Here is a 308-nt window from a genome sequence, read left to right on the forward strand (position 1 = left end):
GGCGGTGGCGTCGAGGCGGGCACGGGCGGCGGAGAGCATCGCCTCGGCCTCGCGCTCCTGGGCGCGGCGGCTGCCCTGCTGGAGCGGCAGGTTGAGCTCCACCATCAGCTCCCACTCCTTCACGCTGCCCTGGTACTGGATGGGCGAGACGCCGAGGGTGAAATCCGGGTAGCGGTTTTTATAGGCCAGCTCGCGGCCCTTCTCGGCGGCGCGGACCTTGGCCTCGTCGGCAAAGAGCTGCGGATTGCGGGCGCGCACCCGGGCTTCGAGCGCGGCGGCATCCAGCGCGGCCGGCGGCGGCAGCGGGC

Annotated in this window: 1 protein-coding gene; it reads right to left on the reverse strand. The window is 73.4% G+C overall.

The window, feature by feature from the left end:
* Positions 1-308 (reverse strand): TolC family protein (locus QQK25_RS01040; protein ID WP_284186339.1); only part of this gene is annotated, 308 nt, incomplete at both ends.

The organism is Zoogloea oryzae (genome assembly GCF_030161255.1).
In the GTDB taxonomy this organism is placed as follows: Bacteria; Pseudomonadota; Gammaproteobacteria; order Burkholderiales; family Rhodocyclaceae; genus Zoogloea; species Zoogloea oryzae.